Annotated in this window: 15 protein-coding genes; 10 read left to right on the top strand and 5 right to left on the bottom strand. The window is 44.8% G+C overall.

What is annotated here, in order from left to right; all coding sequences use genetic code 11:
- The first annotated feature begins 266 nt into the window (after positions 1-266).
- The 8 genes from KQI32_RS07820 to KQI32_RS07785 all read left to right on the top strand — a co-directional run bounded on the left by KQI32_RS07820 (position 267) and on the right by KQI32_RS07785 (position 7926).
- A complete protein-coding gene (locus KQI32_RS07820; protein WP_216424594.1) occupies positions 267-1295 on the top strand; it encodes a rod shape-determining protein in 1029 nt (342 codons plus the stop codon).
- A 116-nt stretch (positions 1296-1411) separates the two neighbouring features.
- Positions 1412-3295, top strand: coding sequence for a tRNA uridine-5-carboxymethylaminomethyl(34) synthesis enzyme MnmG (mnmG, locus tag KQI32_RS07815; protein ID WP_216424593.1), 1884 nt, complete (start codon positions 1412-1414; stop codon positions 3293-3295).
- 321 nt (positions 3296-3616) lie between these two features.
- The gene (locus tag KQI32_RS07810) at positions 3617-4318 is read left to right on the top strand and encodes a winged helix-turn-helix domain-containing protein (protein WP_216424592.1); all 702 of its coding nucleotides are present in this window, start codon (positions 3617-3619) and stop codon (positions 4316-4318) included.
- Between the two features lie 136 nt (positions 4319-4454).
- Positions 4455-6263, top strand: a complete 1809-nt coding sequence (locus tag KQI32_RS07805; RefSeq protein ID WP_216424591.1) for an ATP-binding protein — start codon at positions 4455-4457, stop codon at positions 6261-6263.
- Positions 6264-6358: 95 nt separating this feature from the next.
- Entirely contained in the window at positions 6359-6655 is a 297-nt protein-coding gene (rpsF, locus tag KQI32_RS07800) for a 30S ribosomal protein S6 (protein ID WP_216424590.1), read from the top strand.
- Positions 6656-6680: 25 nt separating this feature from the next.
- The gene (locus KQI32_RS07795; RefSeq protein ID WP_308167047.1) at positions 6681-7109 is read left to right on the top strand and encodes a single-stranded DNA-binding protein; all 429 of its coding nucleotides are present in this window, start codon (positions 6681-6683) and stop codon (positions 7107-7109) included.
- 27 nt (positions 7110-7136) lie between these two features.
- On the top strand, positions 7137-7379 hold the full coding sequence (gene rpsR, locus KQI32_RS07790) for a 30S ribosomal protein S18 (protein ID WP_216424589.1): 243 nt from the start codon (positions 7137-7139) through the stop codon (positions 7377-7379).
- Between the two features lie 94 nt (positions 7380-7473).
- A complete protein-coding gene (locus KQI32_RS07785; protein WP_216424588.1) occupies positions 7474-7926 on the top strand; it encodes a SufBD protein in 453 nt (150 codons plus the stop codon).
- A gap of 34 nt (positions 7927-7960) precedes the next feature.
- On the opposite strand, the gene KQI32_RS07780 is transcribed toward KQI32_RS07785, so the two are convergent.
- Entirely contained in the window at positions 7961-9937 is a 1977-nt protein-coding gene (locus KQI32_RS07780; protein WP_216424587.1) for a carbohydrate-binding domain-containing protein, read from the bottom strand.
- 336 nt (positions 9938-10273) lie between these two features.
- Entirely contained in the window at positions 10274-11674 is a 1401-nt protein-coding gene (locus tag KQI32_RS07775) for a phosphoglucomutase/phosphomannomutase family protein (RefSeq protein ID WP_216424586.1), read from the bottom strand.
- 364 nt (positions 11675-12038) lie between these two features.
- Here KQI32_RS07775 and KQI32_RS07770 point away from each other — a divergent pair, with 364 nt between their 5' ends.
- Together KQI32_RS07770 and KQI32_RS07765 are read left to right on the top strand one after the other, a co-directional pair.
- Positions 12039-14726: a sensor histidine kinase KdpD gene (locus KQI32_RS07770; protein WP_216424585.1), complete on the top strand. Its 2688-nt coding sequence runs from the start codon at positions 12039-12041 to the stop codon at positions 14724-14726.
- Positions 14719-15423 carry a response regulator gene (locus KQI32_RS07765; protein WP_216424584.1) on the top strand — a complete coding sequence of 235 codons (705 nt, stop codon included), beginning with the start codon at positions 14719-14721 and terminating at the stop codon, positions 15421-15423. The genes KQI32_RS07770 and KQI32_RS07765 overlap by 8 nt, the downstream gene beginning before the upstream one ends.
- A 148-nt stretch (positions 15424-15571) precedes the next feature.
- Here the strand turns inward: KQI32_RS07765 and acpP are convergent, their stop codons facing one another.
- The 3 genes from acpP to KQI32_RS07750 form a co-directional block, all read right to left on the bottom strand.
- The gene (gene acpP / locus KQI32_RS07760; protein ID WP_177691979.1) at positions 15572-15799 is read right to left on the bottom strand and encodes an acyl carrier protein; all 228 of its coding nucleotides are present in this window, start codon (positions 15797-15799) and stop codon (positions 15572-15574) included.
- A gap of 110 nt (positions 15800-15909) precedes the next feature.
- Positions 15910-16929, bottom strand: a complete 1020-nt coding sequence (plsX, locus tag KQI32_RS07755; RefSeq protein ID WP_216424583.1) for a phosphate acyltransferase PlsX — start codon at positions 16927-16929, stop codon at positions 15910-15912.
- Positions 16930-16983: 54 nt separating this feature from the next.
- Positions 16984-17163: hypothetical protein (locus KQI32_RS07750; RefSeq protein ID WP_216424582.1), on the bottom strand; the 180-nt coding region annotated here is incomplete at its 5' end.

Raw genomic sequence — 17163 nt, 5'->3', positions numbered from 1 at the left:
AACAATGAATATGGCAATTTGTCATCGGAATATTGCATTTCAATGTTCTCCGAAACACAGAAATCTCCGATTTCGTTTTGTTTCGTGAGGTTATTATATCTTAACCTTATCCGTATAGTCAACTCAAAATTCAGATTTCAGCTGAAAAAGTCAAAATTCGATTTCACTGTTTTTGTTTGACAAACCCTCTATTCTAATGTATAATTAGAAATAGTATTTTATACGTTTTTTCCATAAAATACATTGATACAAGGAGAGTTTGGATAATGTTTCATTTTAGACAAGATATTGGCATCGATTTGGGGACAGCCACTGTTATCATATATTCAAAAGGCAGCGGGATCGTTCTTAGAGAGCCCTCTGTTGCCGCAATCGACAAAATGTCCGGCAATGTATATGCCGTGGGTGTGGACGCACAGAGAATGCTCGGGCGTACCCCCAGCAACATCGTTGCCATCCGTCCGCTCAGGGACGGAGTGATATCCGACTATGATACCACTGAAAAAATGCTGAAACAGTTTTTAAATAAAGTAAATTTCTCTAAGTTTTTTAAACCAAATATCGTCATCTGCGTTCCAAGCGGTGTCACAGAAGTGGAGGAGCGTGCCGTTATTGATGTTGCGCTTCAGGCAGGTGCGAAAAAAGCTTATGTGATTGAGGAACCGATCGCTGCGGCAATCGGCGCAGGGATTGATATCAGCCAGCCTATGGGTAATATGATTGTGGATATCGGCGGCGGTACCACTGACATTGCCGTTATCTCTCTGGGCGGTGTTGTTGCCAGCTCTTCCATTAAAGTGGCAGGCGATACCTTCGATGATGCAATCGTAAAATATGTAAAAAAGAAATATAACGTTTTAATCGGCGAACGCACAGCGGAAGAAATTAAGACTACCGTCGGTTCTGTTGTGGATACCGGAGAAGAGATTAAAATTGAAGTGCGGGGCAGAAACCTGATGACCGGTCTTCCCAAAAAGATCGAAATCACCTCAAAAGAGACGGTGGAGGTTCTACAGGAAACTGCGGTTCTGATCACGGATGCCATCCACAGTGTGGTGGAAAAAACGCCTCCGGAGTTGGTCGGCGATATTTATTCCAACAGCATTGTACTGACCGGCGGTGGTGCTTTGATGCGGGGTATGACCGAACTCATTGAGCAGAAAACCGGAATCCATGCTGTTATTGCAGAAGATCCCACTTCCTGTGTTGCAATCGGAACTGGTCTCTCTCTGGAACAGACCGATGTTCTGCAAAATTCCTTTGGAAGCGTGGCGGAGCGGAAGAATTTTGAATAAGAAATGTAACACGTGCAAAGCATAGGGGTTGACCTTGCATGTTCTCGGGCTCCGATAAGGAGCCCTTTTTCATGAATGGATGTGAAACAATTCTTCAATAAAAGGAGTTAACATACGTGGAATATTTTGCACAGCAATGTGATGTAATTGTAATCGGCGGCGGTCATGCAGGCTGTGAGGCAGCCCTTGCATCCGCCAGATTGGGAGCGAACACCTGTTTGTTTGCCATCAACCTGGATTCCGTCGGAAATATGCCCTGTAATCCGAATATCGGCGGAACGGCAAAGGGTCATTTGGTAAAAGAGATAGACGCTCTCGGCGGTGAAATGGGAAAAAATGCAGACAAAACCTTTATTCAATCCAGAATGCTCAACAAGAGCAAGGGGCCTGCCGTACATTCCCTGCGGGTTCAGGCAGACAGACGCGCTTACCAGAGCGCGATGAAACATACGCTGGAAACCACGCCTAATCTGCAGATCCGCCAGGCAGAGATTGTCCGTATTGATGTGGACGGAGAAAACCGAGTCAAAGCCGCAGTGACTGATACGGGAGCTGTATTCGAATGCAAGGCTGTGGTAATTGCCACAGGCACCTTTCTCCGGGGCAAAATCATTATCGGTGATTTTACAAAGGAGGGCGGCCCGGACGGCATGTTTGCCGCTACGCATTTATCCCAGAATTTAAAAGAGCTGGGAGTTGAATTATATCGTTTCAAAACGGGAACTCCCGCAAGAGTACTAAAGAGCAGTGTGGACTTTTCCAAAATGGAGGAACAGCCCGGTGATGAGCTGATTGTTCCCTTTTCCTTTGAGAATGATCATTTGGAGAGGGATCAGATCCCCTGTTATCTGACCTATACCAACGAAAAAACGCATCAGATTATCCGATCCAATTTAAACCGCTCCCCGCTGTACAGCGGAAAAATCGAAGGAACAGGTCCACGATACTGTCCGTCTATTGAGGACAAAATCGTTCGGTTTGCCGACAAGCCCCGCCATCAAATTTTCATTGAACCAATGGGAGAAAACACCGAAGAAATGTATGTACAGGGAATGTCCTCCTCCCTTCCGGAGGATGTCCAAATCGCAATGTATCGCAGTATCGCAGGATTGGAAAATGTGCAGTTTACCAGAAGTGCCTATGCAATCGAATACGATTGTATCAATCCCACGCAGCTCTATCCTACCCTGGAGTTTAAAAAAATCTCCGGTTTGTATGGCGCAGGACAGTTCAACGGCACCTCCGGCTATGAGGAAGCAGCTGCTCAAGGGCTGATCGCAGGAATCAACGCAGCCCGGAAGATTCAAGGGAAAGAGCCTTTCCTGCTCACTCGGGAACAAGCCTATATCGGTACACTGATTGACGATCTGGTAACCAAAGGTACGAAGGAGCCCTACCGGATGATGACCGCCCGTTCGGAATACCGCCTATTACTGCGTCAGGACAATGCGGATTTACGGCTGACGCCTTTGGGCTATCAGATAGGTCTCATCTCCGAAGAGCGGTACCACAAATTTCTTTCTAAAAAGAAGGCTGTGGAACAAGAGGTCGCTCGGCTAAAGAGCGTCACAATCTCCCCAACCGCTCAAGTCAATGAGTTTTTGGACCGATACCACAGCACCAACATTACAACCGGCATCAAATTAAGTGAATTATTAAAACGGCCGGAACTGGATTATGAGACGTTGGCTGCAATCGATCCGGACAGACCGGAACTTCCCTATCTCACAAGACAACAGGCAGGCATTCAAATCAAATATGAGGGATATATCAAGCGCCAGCTGGCACAGGCGGAGCAGTTTAAAAAACTGGAAAACAGGCCGCTGTCCGAAACAATCGACTATTCCGACATAAAAGGACTGCGACTGGAAGCCCGGCAGAAACTAAACCAGATAAAGCCCAGATCCGTTGGACAAGCATCACGAATATCCGGTGTTTCGCCTTCGGATATCTCGGTGCTTCTGATCTATCTGGAAGCACACAGTGAGCCCACGCAATAAATTGTGCTTGCAAACCATCTCTATTATTGGTAAAATAAATAAAAGAAGGAGAACTGCTGTCTTGCAACCGAATGATGCAGTTCTCTATATACAATAAAAAATTTTCATTCTAAAAAACGCACCCGCGCTTCGCGCATTGTTTTTTGAAACATGCAATTGCGCACGATTTCGCGCAATTTCCTATGTTATAAAAATAAGCAGTCTCTGCACAAGCTGATAAACACCATATATCTGCAAAAATAAAAGCGGGTTTATCGGCCGCATACTTCAAATGTGCACATATGAGACGAAAACCTTTTCAACAAAAAAGGGGGAAAAAAAGTGGATAACAGAACGATATTGATCGTGGAAGATGAAAAGCCGATTTCTGATATTCTGAAATTTAATTTAGAAAAGGAAGGTTTTGAGACAATACAGGCGTTTGACGGCGAAGAAGGCTTAAAAGGCGCCCTATCCAACCATATTGATCTGATTCTTTTAGACGTAATGCTACCGAAAATGGATGGCTTTCTTGTCTGCAAGGAAATCCGGAAGGTCAAACAGGTTCCTATTATTATGGTGACTGCCCGGGAGGAAGAGATTGACAAGGTGCTCGGCTTGGAGCTTGGAGCCGACGATTATATCACAAAACCATACAGTGTGCGGGAACTGCTGGCCAGAATCAAGGCAAATCTGCGCCGGACCTCTTCGGAAAATGAGGTACAAAAAAACAGTGAAGATACGGATATCATCCGGCTGGGCAGAATTGTGATCAACTGTGAGCGCTATGAGGTCACGAAGGACAACCAGCCAATCGATCTAACGCGCCGTGAATTTGAACTCTTGAAATTTTTGGCGGAAAAACCGGAAAAAATTTTTTCCAGAGAAACTCTCTTGGAAAAAGTTTGGGGATTTGAATATTACGGCGATGTGCGTACAGTAGATGTCACTGTCCGCCGTCTGAGGGAAAAAATTGAGGACAATTCCTCCGAACCGGATTATATCATCACAAAACGCGGAATCGGATATTACTTTAAGTATTAGAAAATCAATTCTGTCAAGGGATGTGTTCCCTTGACATTGCTTTTATTCTTTGTTTCGTGCGGATCCATTTTGCTCGTCTCAAAAATTTGAGATCCCATTCATTCGGAAAGACTGAGAAAAAGTAGGTGCGCAGTTTATGCGAAAAAGTATACAGACGAGGCTGGTTCTCATTTTTGTTTTGATTATCCTGGCTATCATGCTGGTATTGGGAACTTATCTTTTTAACAGCATCGCCGCATTTTACCATGATGATTTCAGAACACAGATGGAAGAAGCCTTTACGCCGGACAGAATTCAACAGTGCTACGGCAGCCTGAACACAGAGGATCCTCTAGCGATGCTGGAGGAACTTCTGACCGCTATCTCCGGGCAGTTGGGGGTGGATTCCTACCGGCATTTTTACCTGCTGGACGGCAGAACCGGCAACTATATCGGCGGCCCTGATCGGCAGGGCGGCGAAACCATTGACAAAAGTGAAAATATTCTCTCCGCCATGAACGGTCAAACCGGAAACGAAGTGAAGATCACAGACAGCTATATGGACTATGCGCTGCCTGTTCCGGCTGAGAACCCACAGTTCATTATCTATATCCGGGATTCCAAAACGGAGATGAGCGATTTTTTAAAAAGCATGCTGAAAATCCTTTTACAGGCACTCTCTTTCGGATTGCTTATCACCGCGGTATTCGGTTATTTTCTCTCCCGCACAATCACAACGCCCATCATCGGTCTGACTAGACGGGCTGAAAAATTGGCCAAAGGAGAATTCGAAAAAATATCCAGCGTCAAATCAGATGATGAACTGGGTATCCTGTATAATACGTTTAAATATATGTCGGATACTCTGAAAATTACTCTGGATGAAATTGCTTTTGAAAAAAACAAGCTGGAAAAAATTATGCAGTATATGTCCGACGGTATTATCGCATTTGACCCAAATGGAAAAATTCTGCTTATCAATGAAGTTGCCAAGGAATTTTTACAGGTGGAAGATGAAATTCAGATAAACTTTGACGATTATTTTGGAAAGCTGTTTGATGACATCTATCTGGGGGATTTTCTTTATCTTTATAAAGAACGGCGGGTGGAACGGGTTGCGGAGTTGAACGACAGCACCTATAAGTTCTGTTTCGGCACGTTCCTGTTTGAGAATAACAAACCCGGCGGTGTCATCGTGTCGGTGCAGGACATCACCAAACAGCAAAAGCTGGAGAAATCCCGCCGCGAGTTCGTGGCCAATGTATCCCATGAACTGAAAACGCCGATTACTACGATCAAGAGTTATGTAGAAACCATTATGGAAAATGAACTCGATCGGGAAACCGAATTGAATTTTTTGGATGTCGTCAACAAGGAATCCGACCGAATGACCCGGCTGATTCAGGATCTTCTGACTCTTTCTCGGCTCGACGGCAGACTACTCCTAAAAAGCAAAGAGCCCCTTGTCCTTTCTGATCTCATATCCGAAGTGGTTAAAAAACAATCTTTTGAGGCGAAAAAACACGGGCATAAGCTTTCTTTCCATCAATTGGGAGATATCCCGCCCGTCTTTATCGCACGGGATCGTCTGGAACAAATTTTGACCAATGTTCTCTCCAACGCGATCAAATACACACCCGACGGAGGAAAGATTGAAATCTTCGCAAAAAAACTGTATAATAATGCTTATATTAAAGTGAAGGACAACGGCATCGGGATTCCCGCCAAGGATCTCGACCGTATTTTTGAACGATTTTACCGAGTGGACAAGGCTCGCTCCCGTGATTTGGGCGGAACCGGTCTGGGACTTGCCATTGCAAAAGAAATCATTCAGGCGTACGGCGGAGATATTTCCATCGAAAGTGTGCAAAATGAAGGCACGGAGGTATCTATCACCCTTCCCATTGGGAATACGGTAGCCTCTGAAGCAGCCGAAAAAATCGAAAAAACGGCTGATTCTTGTTAAAAATCATTGACAAGTTGACCTAACTTGTATATAATTGATATGTTCCTTGCTCTGTACCTGATACAGGGCCAAAGTCCAGAAGGAGGTGAAAAGAAATGGTTGAAGTAATCAACAAATACGAGACTATATTTATTTTAAATCCCGCATTTGACGAAGAAAAGACAAATGAAGTTGTTGAAAAGTTCAAATCATTGATTTCCCAGCATGGTGAAGTGACAAACGTTGACGTTTGGGGTAAAAGAAGGCTGGCATATGAAATCAAAGATTGCACCGAAGGTTACTATGTATTCGTTGAATTCAGTTCCAAACCGGATTTTCCGGAAGAATTGGACAGAATTTACCGGATCACAGACGGTATCTTAAGAAGCATTATCGTAAAGAAAGAAGACTAATGCTTTAAAAAAGAGGTGAAACCCTATGTTGAACAAAGCGATTTTAATGGGTCGCCTGACCAGGGATCCTGAGGTTAGAACAACGACAAGCGGTGTTTCTGTTGCACGATTTTCCCTTGCGATTGACAGAAGATTTCAGCGTCAAGGGGAAGAACGCCAGACCGATTTTATCAATGTCGTTTGTTTTAACAGAACAGCGGATTTTGTAAGACAATATTTCGTCAAAGGTCAGATGATGTGCGTTGTCGGTTCCATCCAGACACGCAGTTGGGATGGCCAAGATGGGAAAAAGAACTATGCGACAGAAGTCATTGCCGATGAAGTGAATTTCTGCGGAAGCAAGAAGGAAACTGCTGTCTCCGGTGCGAACACCGCCAGCAACAACTATGCACCCGCCGAAAATTCTAACGACGGTTTCATGCCCATCGATGATGACGAAAGTTTGCCGTTCTAACGAATAAATATAGAGGAGGTTTGTACAATGGCTGATATGGATAGACCTTTCAGAGGCAGAAGGCCGAGAAGAAAAGTTTGTCAATTCTGTGCTGACAAAGTGCAGCACATCGACTATAAAGATGTTCCGAAACTGAGAAAATTCTTGTCTGAGAAGGCAAAAATTCTTCCCAGAAGAATCACAGGAACATGCGCAAAGCATCAGCGTCAGTTGACTTTAGCGATCAAAAAGGCAAGACATATTGCTCTTTTGCCTTTCACAACCGATTGATGACAAAACCTGCGTTTCGTACGCAGGTTTTTTTCGATCACATCTTCGTTTTTAGAAATAACAATTTTGATTCCACAATGAGGGGTGCCATGCGATGTCTGACATTTTCAAACAGATAAATCTGTTATGCGAGAAAGACAATAAAACAGCCTGCAAAGCAATGAAAGATTTACAGGCAGCAAGCGAAAAGTCCGACTGCGTTTATCCGTATATGGAGCATTTTATTAAACTAATGGAGAATGAAAGTTCCTATATCCGAACGCGCGGTCTTACTCTGTTTGCTTGCAATGCAAAATGGGACAGCGGCAATCAGATTGACAAATTTATAGACCGGTATTTACGGCACATCACGGATAAAAAGCCTATCACCTCCAGACAATGCATCCAGCTGCTCCCGCTTATTGCAAAGTATAAACCCGCTCTAAGCACTGTGATTGCCGCCGCATTGTCAAACGCCGACACTTCCATTTACAGCGACAGTATGCGCCCATTGGTGGATAACGATATTCAGGACACACTCAAAAAAATTCGGATTTCTCAAAAATAAGGTATAGAGAATTTTTTCTCTATACCTTATTTTTTTACTGCGTCTGCTGTCCGTTTTCACCGGGCGGCATCCGATTCATACTGTGTCCGTTTCCGTCACGGGGCGGCATACCATCCGGATTCTGTTCCCCATCCGGCTTATTCTGCCGTCCCCCCGGCTGTCCTCCACGGCCGCCCATACCGCCGTTCGGCTGCGTTGTCACACCCGATTCATTCAGATAAACAGCGCTGCTCTCCATCGAAAAGGCAAGAACCGTATTTCCCTTTTGATAGCCTCCAATTGTATACACTCCATCCATCTGAGCTGCGCTTGAGCTTCCGCCCGCACAATATTGATAAGATGTACCTACTTTTAACTGCGGAACACTGACAATCACCGACTGGTACTGCTTTTTCGGTGCAAAGGTGAGAAGCTCTGTTCCGCTCTCATCCGCCAGGCTGAAAAGGGTTCCCGCCGACTGAACCGCAGAATAGTTCATCGTGATTACGCCCTGCCCGGATTCCTGAGACGGAGACTGTGCCATGCCGGAGCTTCCTGCCGCGATTAGAACGCCGCCGTTGACTTGAAAACTACCGTTATAGTCCAAACTGCTGTTTCCGCCGTTTGCCGGTCCGTTGACAATCAAGGTGCCGCCGTTCATCTCTCCGCTGCCGTTGATATCAATTCCGTCCCCCGACGCGTCCACCGCCAGATATCCTCCATTGATGGTGAGTCCGGAGCTGCCGCCGGTTCCGGCACGAAAGCTGTCCATTCCTCCGGGTCCGCCTGTTTCTCCGTCTTTTCCGCCCGCCGCGTTGATCCCATCGTCCTGCGCGGTCAGCCGAAGTGTGCCGTCATCTATGATAATCTGACTGCTCTCCAGCCCCTCATGGCATTTCGTAATTTCCAGGTTTCCCCCAGTGAGATGAAGCAGTGTGTCCGCATGAACGGCATCATCCCCTGTGGCTATATTGTACACGCCGCCTCTTACCAGGATAGTATTGTTGCTGTGCAGTGCATCATCGCAAGAATCAATAGAAAACTCACCGCCGTCTATCTGTAACAAATTTGCCGCTTTCAATGCTTTCCGACTCTCTGATTCCTCCTGAGATGTCTGCTGCTGAGCTATTTGCCCTGGTCTGCTCTGCTGTGTCCGGTCTGCTGTGACAGCAGCGCTGCTCCCTCCGCCGCTTAAAATGGTGAATGTTCCCCCACATATCAGGAGATTTGTCTCGGCCTGTATTCCATCGTTTTGTGCTGTCAGACGATATGTTCCGCCCTGTATCGCAACATATCCTTTCTCCGCGTCAGAGTCATTGCTTGATTTTATGCAATCACCTCCTGCCTCAATTTCCATCTGTGCGGTTTGAATCACAATGCAGTCTTTTCCAATCAGTCCATCATCCTTTGCATTGATTTTCAAGCTTCCGGACACAATCTTTAAGTCATCCTTGCTTTTTAATCCATCCAGATAACTCCCGTTTATCGTGAGAGATCCTTCTCCATTGATAACCAGATCATCCTTGCTGTAAACCGCGGCATCCTCCTCCACAGAATGTGCTTCACTGTCAGAAAGCATGTTCTCCTTTCCAAGTTCCAGACTGAGAATCACCTTATCCGCCTGCCTGACACAGACAGCGGGTCCGTCTAACGCCTGTATCTGAACACCATTCAATACCAAACGCACCAACGCATTATCCGCATTGACGATCACCGAGCCCTGAAAACTGCCCTCCAGTACATATGTGCCTGCTTTTTCGATTAATATCTGCCCGTCTCTGACAATCATTCCGCTTCCGCTGGTCTGCGCGGAGGTTCCGTCGAGCACCGCGTATACCGGAGACTCATTTCTCCAGTCAGTATAAACATCCTCCTGGGCAAACGAAAAATATTTGTCTAGATTTACAGCAGCAATAGCAGTTGCTTCGGCCGTTTGAGCTGTTTTATCCGCTTGCATGGAACAAGAACAAAAGAGTACCAATATCATCCCGGGAAGAAGCCATGCAATCCATTTTTTCTGAGACTGTCTCATCGCTATTTCACCTTTCCTTTCTGAACACAGTATACTTGCTGTGTTTGTCAGAAAAATGAGTGGATTGAAAAAACTGTGTGAAAATTTTTAAATTTTTTTATTTTGAAAAACTGCAAGCACTCTTCGCATGCTGCTTTTTGAAACATTCGATTGCTGATAATTTCCTATATATAAAAGAGCAAGAAAGCTTCTGGTAGCTTTCTTGCTCTTTTCCCCATATTTTTCAAACGAACTTATTTTAGGTTCTGCTATTCAACGATTCAGCGGGAGATTGTACTCCCGCTGAAAAAAGGAAAATCGTTTCCACTTGCAGAAATATAGGGCATCTTTGCGACGTTATAGTCCAAGGAATTTGCACATACAATCGGATATTTCGTTGGCTTTCTCCACATTTTCCATCTCGCAGAAAACTCGAATCAAAGGCTCCGTACCCGAGAACCGCGCGATAATCCATCCACCATTCTCGAAATAGACTTTTACTCCATCCATATAGCTGATATGATCAATCTTTTCAGAGAACTGGGGCAGTTTTTTCTGTTGAAACAGCAAATCCATCAGTTCGGCTTTCTTTTCCCTCGAAAATTTATAATCCCGTTCTGTCATCTGAACATAACCGTATTTCCGATAAATTTCATCCAAAATATCCGAAAGGCCTTTCTGAGTAACGCACATCATTTCCACCAACAGACCAGCGGCAAAAATGCCGTCTTTGCCCCTGATGTGTCCCCGGATCGTTAAACCGCCGCTGGATTCCCCGCCAATCAACGCATCTGATTCCTCCATTTTAGAACTGATATGCTTAAATCCTACGGGAACTTCATAGCAAGTTTGACCGTACGCCTTCGCAATTTTATCCACCGTGTGGGTTGTCGCGATATTGCGTACCACATCCCCTCTCCAGCCTTTGTATTCCAGCAGATAGTAATAGAGAAGCGCCAGAATCTCATTGGGATGAATGAAATGCCCTGTGTTGTCGATGATCCCGATACGGTCAGCGTCTCCGTCGGTAGCAATCCCAATGTCATAGCCTTTTTCTTTGACGATCTCTTTTAAACGGGTCAGTGTCTCCGCAGACGGCGACGGGAGTCTGCCGCCAAAGAGGGTATCATGCCGGTCATTGATGATATCCACATCACAGCGTGCCGTCAGAAGAATGGTTTGCAGGGACGTCTTAGACACCCCGAACATCGGATCCAGCAGTACATTCAAATGCTTTTCACGAATCGCATCAATGTTCAGCATCCCAAGAATGCTGTCGATATAGTCGTTAAAGGGTTCAAAATAGGTAATGATATCCTGGGATAAACCTTCTTCAAAGTCCATTGTTTTGACTTCCGGCAATTCAGCGATTACCGCCTCTATCCTAGCGGTCACCTGCTCCGTTGCATCCCTTCCGCCTTCTGTGAAGACTTTGATTCCGTTATATTCGGCAGGATTATGGCTGGCAGTCACCGCCATACCGTATTTGCTTCCGGTTGTATTCACCGCATACATGATCAAAGGGGTCGGTGCATTCTTCGGAATAAAGAGCACCTTGATACCATTTCCGGCAAACACTTCTGCAGCCCACTTTGCCCCAGTGTCAGACAGAAAACGACGGTCAAAACCAATCACAATTTGTGCCGCCCCTTCCTTTTGCATCAATTTCGAAAGGGACTGCGTTAAAAGCTGTATATTCGCTTTGGTAAATTCATCTCCAATAATGGCTCTCCATCCGCCTGTTCCAAACTTCACCACAATCTATCACACTCTTTTCTTTTTCTTCTATCATATCACACGCCGACCCAGTTGTAAAATATTTGTTTCCATATTTAACATAAAGTTTAAAACTATTTTGATTGCATAAATTACTAATAGAACGAATAGCGGATTTATGGTATAATAACCTCACAAACCTCTAGAACATTGAAAATGTTAAGAGGTTTGGAGAACGATTGAATCACAATACTGCGGCGACATTCCGCCGCCTTCGTTGTTGTGGTATAATAACCTCACGAAACAAAACCAAATCAAAGATTTCTGTGTTTCGAAGAACATTAAATCACAATACCGCAGTGGCATTTTGCCGCTTTCGTTATCATGAGAAAATGGAGGTGAACGGATGAAAGAACCCTATCCAATTCCCGGTGGACTGTTAAACTCCATCGAAGAAGAAAAGGTTGTACAAAAACGCGGACGTCTCAAAATATTTTTTAGTTACGCTTCAGGGGCTGGAAAAACCTTTTCTATGCTAATAACGGCTCACGCGGCGAAACGCCGCGGTTTGGATGTACTTGTAGGCTATGTGGACACCCACGCAAGGTCTCAGACGGATGACCTTTTGAATGAACTGGATTTACTCCCGCTCAAAAAAACAGACGATAACAATGCTTCTGAATTTGATATTGACGCTGCCCTTCAAAGAAAACCGGATTTAATCCTCGTGGATGAACTTGCTCATGCCAATGCAAAGGGGTGCAGGCACGGCAAACGTTACCAGGATGTGGAGGAGCTTCTGAGAGCCGGTATAGACGTATATACCACGGTTAACGTTGAGCATATTGAAAGCTTGAACGACATGGTTGCATCCATAACAGGCAACACCGTTTATGAACGCATTCCCGACAAAATTTTTGACAATGCCGATGAAGTGGAGTTAATAGACATTGAGCCTCAGGAACTGATCGAACGCCTGCGGACAGATATAAGTTTTCAAAAAGATCAAACGAAGAAAGCACTTGAGGACTTTTTCAGTCTGGATAACTTGGCCGCACTGCGCGAAATCGCACTTCGCAGATGTGCTGACCGGATCAATAAACGGTACGAGACTGCAAAAATCCGAAACGGCAATGGATACTATACAAATGAACATATTTTGGTATGCCTTTCATCCTCACCAACCAATCCGAAAGTCATCCGCACCGCCGCCAGAATGGCTTATGTATTCAATGGCAGTTTTACCGCACTGTTTGTGGAGACTCCGGATTTTGTTTTGCTAAGTGAAGAAAATAAAAAGCAGCTTCGCTCTAACATCAAGCTGGCAGAGCAGCTAGGCGCGACAATTGAAACGGTCTACGGCGATGAAATCGCCTTTCAGATTTCGGAGTTCGCTAGACTTTCCGGCGTATCTAAAATTGTTATCGGACGAAATAACGCTATAAAAAAGTTTTTTCCCAGCAAGCTTTCCCTCACTGAGAAACTAATCAGCTATTCGCCTGAACTGGATATTTACATGATACCCGCTAAAAAGGCTGCCGCCTATAAAACACGGAAAGCAAAGCAGGAAAAAGCGCATCTACATCCGGGTGATTTGATAAAAAGCATTCTTAGCCTGCTGGCGGCCACGATAGTTGGCTATATTTTTTTCCGACTTGGTTTCAGCGAGGCAAACATCATAACCGTATATATTCTATGTGTACTTATTACTGCCGTTGTAACGGCTCAGAGAGCATACAGCTTAATCTCATCCGTTATCAGTGTACTGATCTTTAATTATCTGTTCACAGACCCCAGGTTTACTTTGCATGCTTATGATTCGGGTTATCCTGCCACCTTTTTCATTATGTTTTTGGCCGCATTTATCACCAGCACATTGGCGGTCAAATTAAAACAGCACGCAAAACACGAAGCTCAAACGGCCTACCGGACTAAGGTGCTCTTTGATACCAATCGTTTTTTGCAAAAAGCAGAAGGAAAAAACAGCATTATATCCGTCACTGCAAACCAGCTTATCAAACTGCTCGGCAAAGATATTGTTTTTTATACTGCGGAAAACGAAGATTTATCACACCCTCAAGTTTTTTTATGTACAGAGCACGGAAGGCAAGAGAATTATATCTCAAAAACCGAACAAGCCGCTGCCGCATGGGTACTGAAGAACAACAAGCGTGCAGGAGCAACCACTGCTACCCTGTCTAACGCGAATTGTCTTTATCTTGCAGTCCGGACGAACGGTACTGTTTTCGGTATAGTGGGCATCGCAATCGATGGGATGCCCCTGGAGGCTTTTGAAAATAGCATCGTACTTTCGATTCTTGGAGAATGTGCACTGGCTATGGAGAATGAAAAAATTGCAAAAGAAAAGGAAGAGGCCGCGGTTCTCGCTAAAAATGAACAGCTCCGCGCCAATCTGCTTCGCTCTATTTCCCATGATCTGCGCACTCCGTTAACCTCCATTTCCGGAAATGCAAATATTTTGCTTGCAAGCGGAGACTCCTTAAGTTCCGAAAAGAAAAAGCAGCTGTACAGTGACATTTATGACGATTCGCTGTGGCTGATTAATTTGGTGGAAAATTTACTTGCGGTAACCCGCATTGAAGATGGAACAATGAAACTCAGAATATCAGCCGAACTGATGGAGGAGGTTATCGCCGAGGCGCTTCGTCACATTAACAGGCAAAGCAGAGCGCATCAAATTACAGTAATCCAGCAGGACGATCTGCTCTTGGCAAAAATGGATGCCCGGCTGATTATCCAAGTGATCATCAATATCGTTGACAATGCTGTCAAATATACGCCCAAAGGTTCGTTGATAACAATCACTTCAAAAAAAGAAGGAAAAACGGCGGTCATAGAAATTGCAGACAATGGTCCCGGAATTCCGTATGAGACAAAGTCAAAAATATTTGATATGTTTTTTACCGGAAATAACAAAATTGCAGACAGCCGCAGGAGTCTCGGCTTGGGATTAGCGCTCTGTAAATCGATTATCAGCGCCCATAACGGCAAAATATGCGTTTTCGATAACAAACCAAACGGATCCGTTTTCCGTATCACATTACCCGCTGAGGAGGTACCTATACATGAATAAACCGCTGATTTTGGTGGTAGAAGATGACTCAGCAATACGCAATCTGATTACAACCACCCTTGAAATGCATGATTACCGCTTTCATACAGCTCCCGCAGGAAGTGCCGCAATTGTGGAAGCGTCCTCTCACAATCCGGATATCGTTCTGCTGGATCTGGGTCTGCCCGATATGGATGGCGTGGAGATCATAAAAAAAATCCGTACTTGGTCCAACATGCCCATTATTGTAATCAGCGCGAGAAGTGAAGATTCTGATAAAATAAATGCTTTGGATGCAGGAGCGGATGATTACCTGACAAAACCCTTCTCCGTGGAGGAACTTCTCGCCCGTCTTCGCGTTACCCTGCGCCGTTTAAACGCAATGCAAAGCAAAGCCGGGACAAACGAACAATCTGTATTTATTAACGGAGATCTAAAAATAGATTACGCCGCCGGATGTGTTTACATGTGCGGAGAGGAATTGCATGTAACGCCAATCGAATATAAACTTTTATGCCTGCTGGCTAAAAACATAGGAAAAGTTTTGACGCATACTTTCATTACAAAAGAAATCTGGGGCAGCACCTGGGAGAATGATGTGGCGTCTCTGCGCGTTTTTATGGCAGCTCTGCGCAAAAAAATGGAAAAAGCGTCGTCTTCCCGCCAATATATCCAGACTCATATCGGAGTGGGATACCGCATGCTAAAATTGGAGTAGCGTTACTGCTTCTTCCTGCCAGTCGATAGAGGATTCAGACGCTTTCTTTGACCGGAGGCACATCCAAGCATATGAAATGCAATAAAAAGATATATATAAAAACAGCACAGCCAAATAAAATGGCTGTGCCTGTTACATTTTAAAGCTTTTATGCTTCGTGTTCTTTCAGGTATTCCACAACGTCACCCACAGTGGACATCTTTTCTGCATCTTCATCAGCGATATCAATATCAAATTCATCAGAAAAGGCCATGATTAATTCAACAACATCCAAAGAATCAGCGCCTAAATCATCTGTGAAAGAACTTTCCATTTTTACATCAGCTGCCTCAACACCCAACTGTTCAACAATAATATCCTGCACTTTTTCAAACATGCTTTCACCTCCTTCAATCTGTCGCGCCCCTTGAAAGACAATGGCGCATCTAGTACGGATTATATGATATATTACTTTACTCTATGTGTCAATATCTATTTCAAAATTATTTATTTTTTTTCCTGTTTTTCGATTTTTTCGTCTGGCAAAGCACTTGCAATCGATCCCACAACATCCTGCCTGACACAGTTATATGCCTGTTGAATGGCATAATAGATTGCCTTTGCGTCAGAACTTCCATGCGCTTTGATAACCGGAGCGTTTAATCCCATGATCGGCGCGCCGCCGTATTCCTTATAGTCGAACCGCTTTTTAAATGCCTTGAGTTGTTTTCCGACCATGAATGCCGCCAGCATCGTCAAAATATTTTTCTTGAACATTGCTTTCAGTTCGCCGGAAAATTCTTTTGCCACTCCCTCAACCAGCTTGAGTACGATATTTCCTGTCCATCCGTCACCCACCAGCACTTGGCAGTCCCCTTTCAGGACATCTCTTACCTCTAGATTACCGTAAAAATGAAGAGGAGCCTTTTTCAGCAGCTGATAAGCTTCCATGACAGTTTCCGTTCCTTTGCATTCCTCGGTGCCGATATTCAAAAGTCCGACCTTCGGATCCTCTATCCCCATCACCTTTTCCATATATATGGAACCCATTAAGCCGAATTGCTCATAATATTCGCTTTTACACACTACATTTGCCCCACCGTCAATTAAAATGGCTGGTCCTGTTGCAGTCGGCAAAACCGGTGCCATCGCCGCCCGTTTGATTCCCTTCAGACGTTTGACAATCAAAGTAGCCCCTGAAAGCAATGCGCCGCTATTCCCCGCACAGACAAAAGCATCGCCCTGCCCGCTTTTTAAAAGGTTCAATCCGACCACCATGGAGGAATCTTTTTTCTGGCGGATTGCGCTGACCGGATCGTCCGTGCCGAGGATCACTTCGCTTGCATGATGAATAGACACATTTGAAAGCTTCTCCAAATTCTCTTTCTTTAATACGTCATTTATCTTTTTTTCATCTCCGCAAAGAATCAACTCAATTTCACTGTTCTCTTTTGCAGCACGCCACCCCCCCTTAACAATTTCCAAGGGTGCATTGTCCCCTCCGAACGCGTCTAAAATGATCTTCATATCTCCACCCCATTCTTCAGATTATCTTTATTATCAGTGAAAGAATGACAAAAGTCAAGAGTTTCTTTTGCCGACGAAAAAAGCCGTATGCTCGGCATACGGCTTCCAGCCTGTCGAAAAACGCATGGATTCCATCAAGCGAATCCACGCGTTTTTGTGTCTATTGGGAATAAAAACATGAGTATCCGATGCAGCGTGCCATGGTTCCCATCCCGCCACTTCCACATGGCCAGC

This window comes from Acetivibrio sp. MSJd-27, from assembly GCF_018918095.1.
Lineage (GTDB): Bacteria > Bacillota > Clostridia > UMGS1840 > HGM11507 > HGM11507.
Note: the sequence above shows the minus strand (reverse complement) of the source record. Positions and strands in the feature narration are given on the sequence as shown.

Coding starts and splice junctions, on each gene's coding strand:
- KQI32_RS07820 (WP_216424594.1), top strand. CDS start 267: ATGTTTCATTTTAGACAAGATATTGGCATCGATTTGGGGACAGCCACT.
- KQI32_RS07805 (WP_216424591.1), top strand. CDS start 4,455: ATGCGAAAAAGTATACAGACGAGGCTGGTTCTCATTTTTGTTTTGATT.
- rpsF (WP_216424590.1), top strand. CDS start 6,359: ATGGTTGAAGTAATCAACAAATACGAGACTATATTTATTTTAAATCCC.
- KQI32_RS07795 (WP_308167047.1), top strand. CDS start 6,681: ATGTTGAACAAAGCGATTTTAATGGGTCGCCTGACCAGGGATCCTGAG.
- rpsR (WP_216424589.1), top strand. CDS start 7,137: ATGGCTGATATGGATAGACCTTTCAGAGGCAGAAGGCCGAGAAGAAAA.
- KQI32_RS07785 (WP_216424588.1), top strand. CDS start 7,474: ATGTCTGACATTTTCAAACAGATAAATCTGTTATGCGAGAAAGACAAT.
- KQI32_RS07780 (WP_216424587.1), bottom strand. CDS start 9,937: ATGAGACAGTCTCAGAAAAAATGGATTGCATGGCTTCTTCCCGGGATG.
- KQI32_RS07770 (WP_216424585.1), top strand. CDS start 12,039: ATGAAAGAACCCTATCCAATTCCCGGTGGACTGTTAAACTCCATCGAA.
- KQI32_RS07765 (WP_216424584.1), top strand. CDS start 14,719: ATGAATAAACCGCTGATTTTGGTGGTAGAAGATGACTCAGCAATACGC.
- acpP (WP_177691979.1), bottom strand. CDS start 15,799: ATGTTTGAAAAAGTGCAGGATATTATTGTTGAACAGTTGGGTGTTGAG.
- plsX (WP_216424583.1), bottom strand. CDS start 16,929: ATGAAGATCATTTTAGACGCGTTCGGAGGGGACAATGCACCCTTGGAA.